Origin of the sequence: Streptomyces sp. CC224B (assembly GCF_030010595.1) — a bacterium.
Lineage (GTDB): Bacteria > Actinomycetota > Actinomycetes > Streptomycetales > Streptomycetaceae > Streptomyces > Streptomyces longispororuber.
The window spans coordinates 14,349-29,588 of record NZ_JASCXL010000117.1 but is presented as its reverse complement, the minus strand read 5'-3'; the positions used below and the strand labels follow the sequence as shown (position 1 = coordinate 29,588).

General features: G+C 72.4%; 11 protein-coding genes. 6 read left to right on the top strand and 5 right to left on the bottom strand.

The window, feature by feature from the left end; all coding sequences use genetic code 11:
• Positions 1-87 precede the first annotated feature (87 nt).
• Entirely contained in the window at positions 88-1,881 is a 1,794-nt protein-coding gene (aspS, locus tag QK440_RS33460; RefSeq protein ID WP_282797011.1) for an aspartate--tRNA ligase, read from the bottom strand.
• A gap of 423 nt (positions 1,882-2,304) precedes the next feature.
• Between aspS and QK440_RS33455 the strand changes: the two genes are divergently transcribed.
• A complete protein-coding gene (locus QK440_RS33455; RefSeq protein ID WP_282797010.1) occupies positions 2,305-4,659 on the top strand; it encodes a SpoIIE family protein phosphatase in 2,355 nt (784 codons plus the stop codon).
• Here QK440_RS33455 and QK440_RS33450 read toward each other — a convergent pair.
• The 3 genes from QK440_RS33450 to QK440_RS33440 form a co-directional block, all read right to left on the bottom strand.
• A complete protein-coding gene (locus QK440_RS33450; RefSeq protein ID WP_282797009.1) occupies positions 4,596-5,708 on the bottom strand; it encodes an AI-2E family transporter in 1,113 nt (370 codons plus the stop codon). The two genes, QK440_RS33455 and QK440_RS33450, sit on opposite strands and share 64 nt — an antisense overlap.
• A gap of 155 nt (positions 5,709-5,863) precedes the next feature.
• On the bottom strand, positions 5,864-6,820 hold the full coding sequence (locus QK440_RS33445) for a pirin family protein (protein WP_282797008.1): 957 nt from the start codon (positions 6,818-6,820) through the stop codon (positions 5,864-5,866).
• A gap of 531 nt (positions 6,821-7,351) precedes the next feature.
• The gene (locus QK440_RS33440) at positions 7,352-7,825 is read right to left on the bottom strand and encodes an SseB family protein (RefSeq protein WP_282797007.1); all 474 of its coding nucleotides are present in this window, start codon (positions 7,823-7,825) and stop codon (positions 7,352-7,354) included.
• Positions 7,826-7,970: 145 nt separating this feature from the next.
• Here QK440_RS33440 and QK440_RS33435 point away from each other — a divergent pair, with 145 nt between their 5' ends.
• The 4 genes from QK440_RS33435 to QK440_RS33420 all read left to right on the top strand — a co-directional run bounded on the left by QK440_RS33435 (position 7,971) and on the right by QK440_RS33420 (position 13,200).
• A complete protein-coding gene (locus QK440_RS33435) occupies positions 7,971-8,939 on the top strand; it encodes an alpha/beta fold hydrolase (protein WP_282797006.1) in 969 nt (322 codons plus the stop codon).
• A gap of 78 nt (positions 8,940-9,017) precedes the next feature.
• Positions 9,018-10,844: an acyl-CoA dehydrogenase gene (locus QK440_RS33430; protein ID WP_282797005.1), complete on the top strand. Its 1,827-nt coding sequence runs from the start codon at positions 9,018-9,020 to the stop codon at positions 10,842-10,844.
• A gap of 439 nt (positions 10,845-11,283) precedes the next feature.
• Positions 11,284-12,582, top strand: coding sequence for a M18 family aminopeptidase (locus tag QK440_RS33425; RefSeq protein ID WP_282797004.1), 1,299 nt, complete (start codon positions 11,284-11,286; stop codon positions 12,580-12,582).
• A 123-nt stretch (positions 12,583-12,705) separates the two neighbouring features.
• Positions 12,706-13,200: an LURP-one-related family protein gene (locus QK440_RS33420; RefSeq protein WP_282797003.1), complete on the top strand. Its 495-nt coding sequence runs from the start codon at positions 12,706-12,708 to the stop codon at positions 13,198-13,200.
• 82 nt (positions 13,201-13,282) lie between these two features.
• Here QK440_RS33420 and QK440_RS33415 read toward each other — a convergent pair whose 3' ends face one another.
• On the bottom strand, positions 13,283-14,164 hold the full coding sequence (locus QK440_RS33415; RefSeq protein ID WP_282797002.1) for a carbon-nitrogen family hydrolase: 882 nt from the start codon (positions 14,162-14,164) through the stop codon (positions 13,283-13,285).
• Positions 14,165-14,299: 135 nt separating this feature from the next.
• Between QK440_RS33415 and QK440_RS33410 the strand changes: the two genes are divergently transcribed.
• A complete protein-coding gene (locus QK440_RS33410; RefSeq protein ID WP_282797001.1) occupies positions 14,300-15,124 on the top strand; it encodes a maleylpyruvate isomerase family mycothiol-dependent enzyme in 825 nt (274 codons plus the stop codon).
• Positions 15,125-15,240: the final 116 nt, after the last annotated feature.

Genomic DNA, 15,240 nt, shown 5'->3' with positions numbered 1-15,240 from the left:
CCCGCCCCGCCCCCCCCCCCCCCCCCCCCCCCCCCCCCCCCCCCCCCCCCCCCCCCCCCCCCCCCCCCCCCCCCCCCATGGCCGGGCCTACTGCCCCGAAGCCCCCTGCTCCCCCTTGCCGGAGGCAACAGGCTTACGGAGCGCGATGTTCAGCTCCCGCAGCCGCGCCTCCTCCAGCACCGTCGGCGCACCCATCATCAGGTCCTGGGCGTTGCCGTTGAGCGGGAAGGCGATGGTCTCGCGGATGTTCGGCTCGTCCGCGAGGAGCATCACGATGCGGTCGACGCCGGGCGCGATGCCTCCGTGCGGCGGCGCGCCGAGCCGGAACGCGCGCAGCATGCCCGCGAACTCCCGCTCGACCGTCTCGCGCTCGTAACCCGCGATCTCGAAGGCCTTGAGCATGACCTCGGGCTCGTGGTTCCGGATCGCGCCGGAGGACAGCTCGATGCCGTTGCAGACGATGTCGTACTGCCAGGCGAGGATGTCCAGCGGGTCCTTCTCCTCCAGGTCCTTCATGCCGCCCTGGGGCATCGAGAAGGGGTTGTGGGAGAAGTCGACCTTCCCCGTCTCCTCGTCCTTCTCGTACATCGGGAAGTCGACGATCCAGCAGAACCGGAAGACGTTCTCCTCGAAGTGGCCGGCGCGCTTGGCGGCCTCGACGCGCACGGCGCCCATGATCTTGGAGACCTCGTCGAACTCGCCCGCGCCGAAGAACACCGCGTGGCCGGGGGCGAGGGACAGGCGCTTGGTGAGCTCCTGCACGTCCGCCTCGGTGAGGAACTTCGCGATCGGGCCGGAGAACGTGCCGTCCTCGGCGACGCGGACCCACGCCAGGCCCTTCGCTCCCTGCTCGACCGCGTACTCGCCGAGGCCGTCGAAGAACTTCCGGGACTGCGACGCGGTGTCCGGCACGGGCAGGGCCCGCACGTGCTTGCCCGCGAAGGCCTTGAACCCCGAGTCCGCGAACACGTCCGTGATGTCGACCAGTTCGAGCTTGGCGCGCAGGTCCGGCTTGTCCGAGCCGTACTTCAGCATCGCCTCGCGGAACGGGATGCGCGGGAACGGCGAGGTGACCTCGCGGCCGCCGCCGAACTCCGTGAACAGCTCGGTCATGAGCTGCTCGATCGGGCGGAAGACGTCCTCCTGCTCGACGAAGGACATCTCGACGTCGAGCTGGTAGAACTCGCCCGGCGAGCGGTCCGCGCGCGCGTCCTCGTCGCGGAAGCACGGCGCGATCTGGAAGTACCGGTCGAAGCCGGAGATCATCAGGAGCTGCTTGAACTGCTGCGGGGCCTGCGGCAGCGCGTAGAACTTGCCCGGGTTCAGGCGGGAGGGGACGACGAAGTCGCGGGCGCCCTCGGGGGAGGTCGCGGTCAGGATCGGCGTCGCCATCTCGTTGAAGCCGAGGGCGGTCATCTTGTGCCGGATCGCGGAGATCACAGCGGTGCGCAGCATGATGTTGCGGTGCATGCGCTCACGGCGCAGGTCCAGGAAGCGGTACTCCAGGCGCCGCTCCTCGTTCACCCCGTCGTCCGCGTTCACCGTGAACGGCAGCGGGCCCGCGGCGCCGAGCACCTCGACCTCGGCGGCCTCGATCTCGATCTCGCCGGTGGGCAGCTCCGGGTTCACGTTCTCCGCGCCGCGCGAGACGACCTTGCCGTCGACGCGGACGACCGTCTCCTTGGAGAGCTTGTCCAGGGTCTCGGCGGCGGCCGTGCCGGGGCGGGCGACCAACTGCGTGATGCCGTAGTGGTCGCGCAGATCGATGAAGAGGATGCCGCCCAGGTCGCGCCGATTGTGCAGCCAGCCGCTCAGCCGGACGTCCGTGCCGACGTCAGAGGCGCGGAGCTCGCCGCACGTGTGGGACCTGTACCGATGCATCGTCGTTCATCCAGTCTTTCGAGATCGGGGGGCTGGCCGTCCCGGGGGCGCCCGTCACGGACGCGCCCAGGGTGCTTGCTGACTGTCAAGGCTACCGTCCGGCGGAAGATCGCTCCCCCTCGTATTCCGGCTCCTACCCCGGCCCGTACCCCCGCTCGTACTCCGGCGGCGGCGACGGCCCCGGGCCCGCGGCGACGGGCCCACGGCGGACCGGCCCCGGCCCGCGCAGGGTGGCGAGTGGTCCGTACCTGTTCCTACAGTGAAGCAATGCGCACCGATGAGCCCCGCGAGCAGGTGGGGGACGGCTCCCTGCCTCCCGGACGGGACTCCGCACCTTCCGGACCGGACTCCGCACCTTCCGGACCGGACTCCCCGCTACCCGGACCGGACTCCCCACCTCCCGGACGGGACCCCCTGCCCCCGGTGGAGGAGGTCCTGGCCGCGATCGCCACCGGCCTGTGGCGCTGGGACAACGTCTCCGGCACGGTCACCCTGGACGCGGAGGCGGCCCGGCTCCTGGGCCTCGCGCCGCACGCCCAGACGACCACCGAGGCCGGTGTGCGCTCCCGCTTCCACCCGGTCGACTGGAACGAGATCCACGGCATCGTGCAGCTCGCCGTCGCCGAGGGCACCCTCGCCGAGGCCCGCCTTCGCATCATGGACGAGCAGGGCCGCCGGGTCCTGCGTACGGTCCGCAGCCGCACCAAGCCGATCGTCCACGACGCCTCCGCGAACGCCTACGAACTGATCGGCACCCTCCAGGAGGTCAACGAGCCCTCGCCGGGCGCCGCCGCCCGCACCCCCGTCACCGGTGACTGGCGCCGCTCCCGCGAGGCGTTCCTGCTGGACGCGGGGCGCGCGCTCGCGGAGGCGCGGTCCACCGAGGAGGTGCTCCGGGTCGCGGCCGGTCTGTCGATGCCCGGGTTCTCGCCCGACGGCCTCGCCGTCTTCGGCGTCACGGGCGACCGGCTCACCGTCGTCGGCCACCACGGGCACCACGGCTACGGGGACGACGACCCGCTCGCCGCCATGCCCCTGGACACCGACTACCCGGCCGCCGAGGTGCTGCGCACCGGCCGCGCGGTCTACCTGTCGTCCCCGGACGAGTACCGGCGCCGCTATCCGGCGACGTGGCCCCTGGCGTCCCGGTTCAAGCGGGAGTCCTGGGCGTTCCTGCCGCTGATCGTGGCGGGCCGCACCATGGGCGCCTGGATGGCGGCCTTCACGTACCCCGTGTCGTTCACGCCCGACGAGCGCTCCGTCCTGACGACCGTCGCGCGGATGCTCGCGCAGGCCCTGTCGCGCGCCGGGGTCGCCGAGTCCGAGCGGGAGCTGACCGAGGGCCTCCAGCGCTCCATGATGCCGACGCTCGGCCCGGAGATCCCCGGCATGAGCGTCGCCGCGCGCTACGTGCCGACCGGCGGCGGCCTCCAGGTCGGCGGCGACTGGTACGACATGATCCCGCTGCCCAGCGGCCGGATCGCGTTCGTCATCGGCGACGTACAGGGTCACGACGTACGGGCGGCGGGCCTGATGGGGCAGTTGCGCATCGCCCTGCGCGCGTACGCCTCCGAGGGGCACCGCCCGGACGCCGTCCTGTCCCGCGCCACCCGGTTCCTGTCCGGCATCACGGACGGCATCACCTACGGGTCCACCGACAATCGCGACGACCCGGACCACACGGCCACGGACCCGCGGTTCGCGACGTGCCTCTACGTAGAGGCCGATCCGGCCACCGGGCTGCTGGAGATAGCCCGTGCGGGACACCCGGAGCCCGTCATACGGATGGCTGACGGAACGGTTCTGCAGCGCCCCATCGCGGGCGGCCTGCCGCTCGGCGTCGACCCGGACGCCGACTACCCCACCACCCACCTCGTCCTCGACACCGGCGAGACGATGCTGACCTGCACGGACGGCCTCATCGAGACCGGCGGCCACGACCTGGAGACCGGCTGGGCCCGGATCCGGCACATCCTGGAGAACTACGAGGGGTTCTCCGGGGCCGCGGGGGACGCGGTGGCCGCGGGGCGCGGCCGCGAGTCGGCCGCCGGGGCGCAGGCCGGGGGCCCGGCGGGGGACCTGCCCGCGGACCTCTCCGGCGACCTGTCCGGCGACCTCTCCGGGGACCTGCCCGGTGACCTCTCCGGCGACCTCTCCGGGGACCTGCCCGGCGACCTCTCCGGAGCGGACGACGACCTGGAGGCCCTTGCCGACACCCTCGTCCAGGGCGTGCACGGCCCGTCCTCGCACCACACCACGGGCCCGCTCGCCGACCGCCGCGAGGACGACATCGCCGTCCTGCTGCTGCGCCGCACCGGCCGGCCGGAGGAGCACGCCCGGCTGCGCCGCACGATGCTGACCGTGGCGCAGGCCGAACCGGAGCGCGTCGCGGGCGCCCGGGGCCACCTGCGGGACCTCCTGCACGACTGGGCGGACGCCGACCAGGTCGACTCCGCCGTGCTGCTCATCTCCGAGATGATCACCAACGTCCTGGTGCACACCGACGGCGACGCCCTGCTGGTCGCCGAGGTCACCGGCGAGAACGGCACCCGCCGGCTGCGCGCGGAGGTCAGCGACGGCAGCGACGACCTGCCGCACAAGCGCCACCCCGGGGAACTCGCCTCCTCCGGACGCGGCCTGGTCCTCATGGACCTGCTCGCGGACCGCTGGGGCGTCGCCCCGCGCGGGGAGGGCAAGAGCATCTGGTTCGAGCTCTACGAGGGGCCGGCCGCCGCAGGAGGCGTCGGCGGAGGCCCCGGGGAGTCCTTGCCGGCGTAGACGCGGTCCCCGGAGGCGCTGTCGGCGTACCGGGCGCGCATCTCGCTGATCACCCCGAAGGCCGCGGCGGTCAGCGGCACCGCGAGCAGCATCCCGATGATCCCGGCCACGGACGCGCCCGCGGTGATCGCGAGCATCACGACCGCCGGGTGCATCTGCACGGTACGGCTCTGGATCACCGGCTGGAGCACGTGCCCCTCCAGGACCTGCACGGCGAGCACCACGCCGAGCGTCCACAGGGCGATGGCCAGGCCACGGTCGGCGAGCGCCACGAGGACGGCGATCGCCCCGGACAGGAACGCCCCCAGGTAGGGGATGTACGCCCCCACGAAGACGAGCGCGCCGAGCCCCCAGGCCCCCGGCACGCGCAGGACCAGCAGCCCCGCGGTGATGCACACGGCGTCGATGAGCGCGATGAACGTGGTCCCGCGCATGAACCCCTCGACGGCCGTGAACGCCCGCCGCGCCATGGCCTCCACGGTGTCCCCGGAGTGCTCGGGTACCAGCGACCGCAGTGTGTGGGCGGCCTTGTGGGAGTCCCGCAGGAAGAAGAAGACCAGCAGCAGCGCGAGCACGGCCGTCGCGATCATCTCGCCCGCCACGCTCAGCCCGCTGACCACTCCGGAGGCGGCCGTCCCGCCGAACTTCCCGAGCAGCTCCTTGGAGTTGGCCGCCAGGTCGTCCAGGGACGTACCGGCCGCCCCGAAGTGCTTCGACAGGTCGTGCGCGGCGGCCCGGAGCGAGGACACGATCTGGCCCCCGGTGTCGAACAGGGCCTTCACGACGATGTACGTCGCCCCGCCGACGACCGCGAGCACCGCGGCGCACGTCAGCCCCGCCGCGAGCGACCGCTGCACCCGCATCCGCAGCAGGCGCCGGTACAGGGGCCCGAGGAGCGCGGTCCCGAGCAGCGCGAGCAGCACCGGGGTGACGGCCGTCTTGAAGACGACGCACAGCCAGATTCCGACGGCGGCGACACCGGTGACGAGCAGCGCCACCACACACCAAGCGGCAAGCCGCCGCACCGCCTCAGGCAAAAGAAAGGACACCGCCCCACCCGACCACGCCCTCCGCAGCCCCGCACGCGGGGTGAGGCGGGCGGGTGGTGCCGTGTCCAGGGCACACGTGTCGCCCGCCCTCGCGGGCAACCCCCCGCAGGGCCCCCGCCCCGGGCAGGGGCAGGGGCAGGGGCCCAAGGGAGGCGTCACATGCCGTGCACCGCGGGGACCGAGCCCAGCAGGCCCTTCTGGAAGTCCTCGAAGGCCTGCTGCAACTCCGCCCGGGTGTTCATCACGAACGGCCCGTAGTGCGCCATCGGCTCCCGGATGGGCAGCCCGCCCAGCAGCACGACCTCCAGGTCCGGAGTGTGCGAGTCCTGCTTCTCGTCCGCCCGCACGGTCAGGGACCCACCGGCCCCGAACACCGCGGTCTGCCCGAGCTCCACGGGCCGCCGCTCCGCGCCCACGGTTCCGCGCCCGGCCAGCACGTACGCGAGCCCGTTGAAGTCCTCCCGCCAGGGGAGCGTGACCTCGGCACCGGGCCGCACCGTCGCGTGGACCATGGTGATCGGGGTGTGCGTGATGCCCGGCCCCTCGTGGCCGTCGAGCTCACCGGCGATGACCCGGAGCAGCGCGCCCCCGTCCGGCGAGGTCAGCAGCCGCACCTGGCCACCGCGGATGTCCTGGTAGCGGGGGTCCATCATCTTGTCCTTGGCGGGCAGGTTCACCCAGAGCTGGAGCCCGTGGAAGAGCCCGCCGGACATGACGAGCGACTCCGGCGGCGCCTCGATGTGGAGCAGGCCCGACCCGGCCGTCATCCACTGGGTGTCACCGTTCCGGATGGTGCCGCCACCGCCGTTGGAGTCCTGGTGCACGAAGGTGCCGTCGATCAGGTACGTCACGGTCTCGAAGCCGCGGTGCGGGTGCCAGGGCGTGCCCTTGGGCTCCCCGGCCGCGTACTCCACCTCGCCCATCTGGTCCATCATGATGAACGGGTCGAGGTACTTGTAGTTGATGCCGGCGAAGGCCCGGCGAACCGGGAACCCTTCGCCCTCGTAGCCGCTCGGTGCGGTTCGCACGGCGAGCACGGGACGTGCCACGGCATCGGCGGGCACGGTCACGCGGGGCAGGGTCAGCGGGTTCTCAACGGTCACTGCAGGCATGGTTCGGACCTCCTCGTACGCTCAGATTAGTTGAACGTAGAACTTCTTGCCACTCCGAACACGGCACAGCCGGACGGCATTCCCCCGCTCCCCCGGGACGAACACCCCATGGCCGAAAACGCACGGGCAACAGGGACACCAAGGGTTACGAGGAACAGCGCACGGGAGGGCACCGAGGAGCGCCGCCCGCAGAGGAGCGCCGCCCGCCCGCAGAGGAGCACGGGTGGGAAGCGCGGAGACGCGGCAGGACAGCCCTCAGCTCGATCCGGCGGGATCAGTACGGGCCGTACGGGGGTCCGGAACGCGAGGGGAACGCACGGGCGGAGGGGGGCCGCGCCGGCGGAGGGAGGGGGACGCACCGGCGGAGGGGGCCGCGCCAGCGAGGGGAGGGGACGCACCAACGAAGGGAGGGGGCGCGCCGGCGAGGGGGCGCGAAGGCGGCACGGCAAGGGCACAGGGGTGGCGCCCGGCAAGGCGCACGAGGGCGGCCCGCGCGAGGAGGAAGGAGCGTGCCGCCCGGGCAGGGGGCGGTCAGCCGTACATGCGGCGCATGGCGAAGTCCACCATCTGCTCGACGGCCTTCGCGTCGAACACCATGCGGTGGTCGCCCTCCATGTCGAGGACGAAGCCGTAGCCGGTCGGCAGGAGGTCGATCACCTCGGCGCCGGTGATGACGAAGTACTTGGAGTCCTTGCCGGCGTAGCGGCGCAGCTCCTTCAGGGACGTGAACATCGGGATGACCGGCTGCTGCGTGTTGTGCAGCGCGAGGAAGCCCGGGTTGTCACCGCGCGGGCAGTAGACCTTCGAGGTCGCGAAGATCTGCTGGAAGTCCTCGGCGGACATCGAGCCCGTGGTGAACGCGCGCACCGCGTCGGCGAGGGACGGCGGCGACGGCTCGGGGTACAGCGGGGGCTGCTGGCCGTAACCACCGGGCATCTGCTGCTGCGACTGCTGCGGCGGGGCGTACCCCTGGCCGACACCGGTGTGTTGGTCGTAGCCGTACATGCCCCACAGCCTACCGAGAGCGCCGCCGGGTCCCGCCGGAATCTTTCTCTAGCGACCGCTAGACAAATGCGCGGCGACTCGGCTACGGTTTTTGTAGTGGCGGCTACAGATAGTCGGAGCCGCCGGACCGAAGGGGGACCAAGCCATGCCCGCACGCTCCTACGCGCCGACCTCGGCGGCATCGATCCCGGCAGCCTCAGTGGCCTCAGCAGCGGATTCGCCGCCCGCGCCCACCGCGGCGCGGCCCGCGGGGCCTGCGCGCCCCGCCCTCCGCACGACATTCGGGCGTACGGTCGCGGGGTCCGGCCCCGGACTGCTGCTCGCGCACGGGGCGGGCGGCTCGGTCGCGGCCAACTTCGGCCCGGTGATGGCGGCGTTGACGTCGGCCCACCGCGTCGTGGGCGTGGACTATCCCGGCACGGGCGCGACACCCCGGGCCCAGGCTCCGCTCATGCTCGACGCCCTCGCGGACGAGCTGGTCGCGGCGGCCGACGCCGAGGGCCTGGAGACCTTCGCGATAGCGGGCTATTCGCTGGGCACGGCCGTGGCGGTGCGGGCGGCGGCGCGGCACCCGGAGCGGGTGACGGCGCTGGTCCTGACGGCACCGTTCGCACGGTTGGACACCCGCACGCGACTCACGGCCGAGGCCTGGCGGGGCCTGGCCGTGTCCCGCGACCGGGACACCCAGGCCCGCTTCCTGCTGCCGCTCGCGCTCGGCCCGGCGGCGCTGGAGTCCCTGCCCCCCGAGGCCCTGGCCACCGCCCTGCGGGAGACGGCGGAGACGGCCCCCGACGGCACCGCCGACCACGTGGACCTGGTGATCCGGACGGACACCCGGGCCGACCTGCCCGCCGTCACGGCCCCGACGCTGGTGATCACGACGACCGAGGACCAGCTCATCCCGCCGGCGCTGCAGCGCGAGGTCGCCGCGGGCATCCCCGGCGCGCGCACGGCGGAGCTCGCGACCGGCCACCTCCCGTTCGCCGAGAACCCCACGGAGTGGCAGCGGCTGATAACCGACCACCTGCGCCGGGCCGCCGTCCACCCCGGCACGGCAAGTAGACCCAGCTCACACTTGGACGCTCAGGGGTTGCCTCTTATTACCGACGGGTAGCATCATTTGAGACGACAAGCTACTTACTGGTACGCCTACGAGGTCCCTGCCTCCCAAGCCATAAACGGAGCCGTCGCCATGGGGCACTACAAGTCGAATCTCCGCGACATCGAGTTCAACCTCTTCGAGGTCCTCGGCCGCGACAAGCTGTACGGCTCCGGCCCGTTCGCGGAGATGGACGTCGAGACCGCCAAGAGCATCCTCAGCGAGATCGCCCGCCTCGCGGAGAACGAGCTGGCCGCCTCCTTCGAGGACGCCGACCGCAACCCGCCGGTGTTCGACCCGGAGACCAACACGGCGCCCGTCCCGGAGTCCTTCAAGAAGAGCTTCAAGGCCTTCATGGACTCCGAGTACTGGCGGCTGGGCCTGCCCGAGGAGATCGGCGGCACCACCTCGCCCCGCTCCCTCATCTGGGCGTACGCGGAGCTGCTGCTCGGCTCCAACCCGGCCGTGTGGATGTACTCCTCGGGCCCGGCGTTCGCCGGGATCCTCTTTGAGGAGGGCACCGACGTCCAGAAGAAGATCGCCGAGATCGCCGTTGAGAAGCAGTGGGGCTCGACGATGGTTCTCACCGAGCCGGACGCCGGCTCCGACGTGGGCGCGGGCCGCACCAAGGCCGTGCAGCAGGAGGACGGCTCCTGGCACATCGAGGGCGTGAAGCGCTTCATCACGTCCGGCGAGCACGACATGGCGGAGAACATCCTCCACTACGTCCTCGCCCGCCCCGAGGGCGCCGGCCCCGGCACCAAGGGCCTGTCCCTCTTCCTCGTGCCGAAGTACGAGTTCGACTTCGAGACCGGCGAGCTGGGCGCGCGCAACGGCGTGTACGCGACGAACGTCGAGCACAAGATGGGCCTCAAGGCGTCCAACACGTGCGAGATGACCTTCGGCGACAAGCACCCGGCCAAGGGCTGGCTGATCGGTGACAAGCACGACGGCATCCGCCAGATGTTCCGCATCATCGAGTTCGCCCGCATGATGGTCGGCACGAAGGCGATCTCCACGCTCTCCACGGGCTACCTGAACGCCCTGGAGTACGCCAAGGAGCGCGTCCAGGGCCCCGACCTGGCCCAGTTCATGGACAAGACCGCGCCCAAGGTGACGATCACGCACCACCCGGACGTGCGCCGCTCCCTCATGACGCAGAAGGCGTACGCGGAGGGCATGCGCGCCCTGGTGCTGCACACCGCGGCCGTCCAGGACGAGATCGCGCTCAAGGAGGCCGCGGGCGACGACGCGAGCACGCTGCACGCCCTGAACGACCTGCTCCTGCCGATCGTCAAGGGCTACGGCTCCGAGAAGGCCTACGAGCAGCTCGCCCAGTCGCTCCAGACCTTCGGCGGCTCGGGGTACCTCCAGGAGTACCCGATCGAGCAGTACATCCGCGACGCGAAGATCGACACGCTCTACGAGGGCACGACCGCCATCCAGGGCCAGGACTTCTTCTTCCGGAAGATCGTCCGCAACCAGGGCGCCGCGCTCAACGGCCTCGCCGAGGAGATCAAGAAGTTCCTCGCCGTCGGCACCGGGGGCGAGGAGCTGGCCGGGGCCCGCGAGGAGCTGGCCAAGGCCGCCGTCGAGCTGGAGGCCATGGTCGGTGTCATGCTCACCGACCTCGCGGCCACGGAGAAGGACGTCAAGTCCATCTACAAGGTCGGCCTCAACACCACCCGCCTGCTGCTCGCCTCCGGCGACGTGGTCGTCGGCTACCTGCTCCTGCGCGGCGCCGCGGTGGCCGCCGAGAAGCTGCCCTCCGCCTCCGCGAAGGACGTGCCCTTCTACCAGGGCAAGATCGCCGCGGCCAAGTTCTTCGCCGCGAACGTCCTCCCGGGCGTCGCCACCCAGCGCGCCCTCTCCGAGGCCGTGGACCTGGACCTGATGGAGCTGGACGAGGCGGCGTTCTAGCCCGCCCCGCACACCGGTGGCCCGCCCTCCAGGGGCGGGCCACCGCTGTAACACGGCCTGCCCGCACGGGCAGGGACCGCGCGCACCCGCACCCGCCGAGGGCGGCCAACCCCCACGGGAGGGCCGGACCCTCCCGCCGGGCCCGCACGGGCGGGCGGGTGGGTGGCCACGCCGCGCGCAGCGCGGCGAGAACCCCCACGCACCCGCACCCGCCGACGGCGGCCAACCCCCCCGGGCGGGCCGGCCCGCCCCGCAGAGGCTGCACGGGCGGGCGGGCGGGAGGCGATGCCGCGCGCAGCGCGGCGAGAACCCCCACCCGCACCCCACCCAGAGCCCCGGCCGCAGGCCACCCCACCCACCCGGGCAGGGGCAGAACCCACAAGAACAGCCGCGGCCGCAGGCCCGCTCAAGGCCCAGGGGCCTGGTTAGGCTGAGCGCCATGCGCACACCCTTCGACCGCGGTCACACCGACGACCTGATGTCCTTCCTGGCGGCGAGCCCGTCGCCGTACCACGCCGTGGCGAGCGCCGCGGAGCGCCTAGAGAAGGCCGGATTCAGGCAGGTCGAGGAGACCGACGCCTGGGACGCCGGGACGGGCGGCAAGTACGTACTGCGCGGCGGCGCGATCATCGCCTGGTACGTGCCGGAGTCCGCCGCCGCCCACACCCCGTTCCGTATCGTCGGCGCGCACACCGACTCCCCCAACCTTCGGGTGAAGCCGCTGCCGGACACCGGCGCGCACGGCTGGCGCCAGGTGGCCGTCGAGATCTACGGCGGGCCGCTGCTGAACTCCTGGCTGGACCGCGACCTCGGCCTCGCGGGCCGCCTCACCCTGCGGGACGGCACCACCCGCCTGGTCAACATCGACCGGCCGCTGCTGCGCGTACCGCAACTGGCCATCCACATGGACCGGTCGGTGCACACCGAGGGCCTCAAGCTCGACAAGCAGAAGCACATGCAGCCCATCTGGGGCCTCGGCGACGACGTCCGCGAGGGCGATCTGATCCGCTTCGTCGAGGAGGAGTGCCGCCTGGCCCCCGGCGAGGTGACCGGCTGGGACCTGATGACCCACTCCGTGGAGCCGCCCGCGTACCTGGGCCGCGACCGAGAGCTGCTCGCGGGTCCGCGCATGGACAACCTCCTGTCCGTGCACGCCGGCACGGCCGCGCTCGCCGCCGTCGCCACCGGGCCCGGCGCCGACGCGCTGCCGTACGTCCCGGTGCTCGCGGCCTTCGACCACGAGGAGAACGGTTCGCAGTCCGACACCGGCGCCGACGGCCCGCTGCTCGGCGGCGTCCTGGAGCGCTCGGTGTTCGCGCGCGGCGGCGGGTACGAGGACAAGGCGCGCGCCTTCGCGGGCACGGTGTGCCTGTCCTCCGACACCGGCCACGCGGTGCACCCCAACTACGCCGAGCGGCACGACCCGACGCACCACCCGCGCGCCAACCGGGGCCCGATCCTGAAGGTCAACGTCAACAACCGCTACGCCACCGACGGCGCGGGCCGCGCGGTGTTCGCCGCCGCGTGCGAGAAGGCGGGCGTACCGTTCCAGTCCTTCGTGTCCAACAACGCGATGCCCTGCGGCACGACGATCGGCCCGATCACGGCGGCGCGGCACGGCATCAAGACCGTCGACATCGGCGTCGCGATCCTGTCCATGCACAGCGTCCGCGAGCTGTGCGGGTCCGACGACCCGCCCATGCTGGCCGACGCGCTGCGGGCGTTCCTCGAAGGCTGACCGGGGGCCGGGTGCCGGGCCGGGCCCGGCCCGAGCCGGGGGTGATCCGGCCGCCCGTCCGTTCCGTCCCCCGTCCCGGCGACCCGAGGAGCCAACCGCCCCCTTCGGGGGTACCCGTGCCGCATGAAGCTTCTCGTACGGGACCGGATCTTCGGCATCGGTGACGACTACTGGATCGAGGACGACCGCGGCACCAAGGTCTTCCTCGTCGACGGCAAGGCCATGCGGCTGCGGGACACCTTCGAGCTGAAGGACCCGCAGGGGCGGGTGCTCGTCGAGATGAAGGCCAAGATGTTCGCCCTGCGCGACACCATGGTCGTCGAGCGCGAGGGCGAGCCGCTGGCGACGGTGAAGCGCAAGCGGCTCTCGCTGCTGCGCAACCACTACCGCGTGGCCCTGGCCGACGGCCACGAGCTGGACGTGAGCGGCAAGATCCTCGACCGGGAGTTCGCCGTCGAGTACGAGGGGGAGCTGCTCGCGGACATCTCCCGCCGCTGGTTCAGCGTGCGCGACGCCTACGGCCTGCACATCGCCAGGGACGACGTCGACCCGGCCCTGGTCGTGGCCGTCGCGGTCTGCGTCATCCGCCTGGCGGAGAAGGAACGCGGCGGTGACTAGGGCCGTGTCCGCGCCTCGACCGCCGCGCGCCCGGCGACAGCCCCCGGGTGCCGCCCCGCCCTGGCCGGGTGCCGCCCCGCCCTCACAGCGTCGGCGCGGCCACGCCAAGCCGCCGGTCCTTCAGCGCGGGGAACTGCTCCCGCGTCTCGGCGACCCTGGCGAGGTCGAGGTCCACGGTGAGCACGGCCTCCCGCGTGGGGCTCGCCTCGGCGACGACCTCTCCCCACGGGTCGACGACGACGCTCGCGCCCGCCTGCTCGACGCCGGCGTGCGTCCCGGCGGTCCCGCACGCGAGCACGTACACCTGGTCCTCCACGGCCCGCGCCCGCGCGAGCAGCGACCAGTGCGCACGCCGCCGGGCGGGCCACCCCGCCGGCACCACGAAGACCTCGGCGCCCGCGTCCACCAGGCCCCGGAAGAGTTCGGGGAACCGCAGGTCGTAGCAGGTGGCGAGGCCGAGCACCGTCTCGGGCGTGCGCACGGTGGCCAGTTCGTGCCCCGCGCCCATCAGCACGGCCTCGCCCTTGTCGAAGCCGAAGCGGTGGATCTTGCGGTACGCGGCGGCGAGCTCGCCGGAGGGGGAGAAGACGAGGGAGGTGTTGAAGAGGGCCTCATCGGCCTCGGCGACCCCTGCGGCCCCGTCAGCCACGTCGGCCCCGGCGACCCCGTCGCCCGCGGCGGCGCCGACGGACACCGCCCGCTCGGGGATCGAGCCCGCGTGCAGCCAGACCCCCGTCTCGCGCGCGGTCTCGGCCATCGCCTCGTACGTGGGCCCCTCCAGCGGTTCCGCCTCCGCGGCGAACGCCTCGTACCCGAAGGCCCCCGTCGTCCACAGCTCCGGCAGCACGACCAGGCCGGAACCCTCCCGCTCGACCACCTCGCGGACCAGCGAAGAGACGCGCGCCCGGCGGGAGATGACTGATTCGTCATCGTCTACGGCGATCTGGAGGAGAGAGGCGCGCACAGTACCACCGTCCTGGCATTCGAACCGTCGAGTAGGCCTACGATCGTCACACGAAAGCACTGCCGGGGTGCCCACGGGCAGCGTAACTTAAGCCCTCAGACACCCACCGCCCGCGTACGACCGCCGAGGGGTCCCGTGAGTCTCCATCCCAGCCTGCAAACCTACGCCGATGCCTGGGCCCACGCCGTGGAAGCGATATCCGAGCTGGTGACCCCGCTCGCCGAGGGCGAGTGGAACCAGCCAACCCCGTGCCCGGGCTGGTCGGTCCGGGACATCGTCTCGCACGTGATCGGCCTGGACTGCGAGATGCTGGGCGACCCGCGTCCGATCCACACGCTGCCGCGGGACCTGTACCACGTGAAGACCGAGGGCCAGCGGTACATGGAGATGCAGGTGGACGTCCGCCGCCACCACACGGCCCCGGAGATGACCGCCGAGCTGGAGTACACGATCATCCGCCGCAACCGGCAGATCCGGAATGAGTCGCGCGCCCCGGAGACCCTGGTGCGCGGCCCCCTCGGCAGCGAGCAGACCCTGGAACTGGCCATGCGGCTGCGGGCGTTCGACGTGTGGGTGCACGAGCAGGACCTGCGGGTGGCGCTGCGCCGGCCAGGGAACCTCGACTCGCCGGGCGCGTACGTCGCCCGCGACCTGATGCTGCACGGCCTCGGCAAGGTCGTCGCCAAGAAGGCGGGCGCCCCCGCGAACTCCGCCGTGGTCTTCGACGTGAGCGGGCCCGTCGAATTCCTCCGTACCGTACGCGTGGACGGCGAGGGCCAGGGCACCGTCGACAACACCCCCTCCCTGGGCCCGCTCGTCACCATCGCCACGGACTGGGAGACGTACTCCCGCCTCGCCTGCGGACGCGTCACGTACGCGGCGGTCAGGGACCGGGTGAAGGTGGAGGGCGACCAGGAGCTCGGCGACGCCATCCTCGGCAACTTCGCCGTGACGCCCTGAGGCCCTGACGCCGTGACGCCCTGACGACCTGACGACCTGACGCCCCTGGAATCCTCGGTATCCCCGACGTCCCCGGGACGCCCTGACGCGGGTGCGGCGGGAGGGGGGACGCGCCC